Raw genomic sequence first — 1,325 nt, 5'->3', positions numbered from 1 at the left:
TGAATCGCCCCGGTTTTCGCGGAGGCTGTTTGGTTAAAGTAAAACGGCCTCGTCGGCGGTTTTGCCGAGTTGGTTGTAGTAGTTTGCCTCAGCCTCGGCGGGCGGGATATAGCCGATGGATGAGTGCAGGCGCTTATGGTTGAACCAAGCGACCCATTCCAGTGTTGCCAGTTCGACGGATTCCCTGGTTTTCCAAGGCGCGCGGCGATGGATCAGCTCGGCCTTGTACAAGCCATTGATCGTCTCGGCCAAGGCGTTGTCGTAACTGTCGCCACGGCTGCCGACCGACGGCTCGATGCCGGCTTCGGCCAGGCGTTCGCTATAGCGGATGCTGACGTACTGCGATCCCCTATCGGAGTGGTGGGTCAGAGAACCGTCGTTGCCAGGCTGGCGAGCGTATAGGGCCTGCTCCAGCGCATCGAGCACGAAGTCCGTCGTCATGGATTTGCTCACGCGCCAGCCGACGATGCGCCTGGCGTAGACGTCGACGACGAAGGCCACGTACAGCCAACCCTGCCATGTCGAGACGTAGGTGAAGTCCGAGACCCAGAGCTGATTGGGACGGTCGGCCCGGAACTGCCGGTTGACGCGATCCACCGGGCGACTGGCGGCGTCGTCAGCGATGGTCGTTCGCAGCCGCTTGCCGCGCCGCACACCTTGCAGTCCCTGGGCGCGCATCAATCGCTCGACCGTGCAGCGGGCAACCGTCACGCCCTCGCGGTTCAGTTGCCGCCAGACCTTGTCGGCGCCGTAGACGCGATGGTTCTCCTGCCACACTCGCTGGACTTGCGGCATGAGCCGTTCATCACGACGCGCACGGTCGCTGCGCCGTGACGGATCACGCAGCCGTGCGGCATGGCGCCGATAGGCCGACGAGGCAACCTGCAACACCTTGCAGATCGGCTCGACCCCGTAAACCTCCCGGTGCCGGTCGATGTAGGTGTTTACGACTTCAGCTTGCGGTCGAGCTCCGCCTGCGCGAAAAAAGCGCTGGCAGTGCGCAGGATGTCGTTGGCGCGGCGCAGCTCTCGGTTCTCCCGCTCCAACTCCTTGATGCGTTCTCGCTCGCTGGTGGTGACGCCTTCGCGCTGTCCGCTGTCGACTTCGTGGCGCTTGACCCAGGTCAGCAGCGTCTGCGCCGAGCAGCCGATCTTGGGCGCGATGGACTCGACCGCCACCCACAGCGACGGGTACTCGCCGCGCGACTCCTGCACCAGGCGCACGGCGCGCTCGCGCACTTCCGGGGAAAACTTGTTTGCGTTGTTCTTGCTCATGGCTCGCATTCTCTCAAGAGTGAGAGCCTCCGCAAAACCCGGGGCGATTCA

At 63.7% G+C, this 1,325-nt stretch carries 1 protein-coding gene and 1 other annotated feature; the gene reads right to left on the bottom strand.

Annotated features, from left to right (window positions below; genetic code table 11):
* Positions 1-33: 33 nt before the first annotated feature.
* Positions 34-1,283 (bottom strand): IS3-like element ISRme15 family transposase gene (locus WD006_RS29320; protein WP_085960508.1). Its coding sequence is split into 2 segments (ribosomal slippage): positions 34-989 and positions 989-1,283, totalling 1,251 coding nucleotides; the frame shifts between segments, so codons are not numbered across the junction.
* Positions 874-990, bottom strand: a sequence feature (AL1L pseudoknot). It overlaps the preceding gene by 117 nt.
* Positions 1,284-1,325: the final 42 nt, after the last annotated feature.

This window comes from Cupriavidus sp. Met-2 (assembly GCF_049843575.1).
GTDB classification, from domain to species: Bacteria; Pseudomonadota; Gammaproteobacteria; order Burkholderiales; family Burkholderiaceae; genus Cupriavidus; species Cupriavidus metallidurans.
This window is presented reverse-complemented; position numbering and strand designations above follow the sequence as displayed.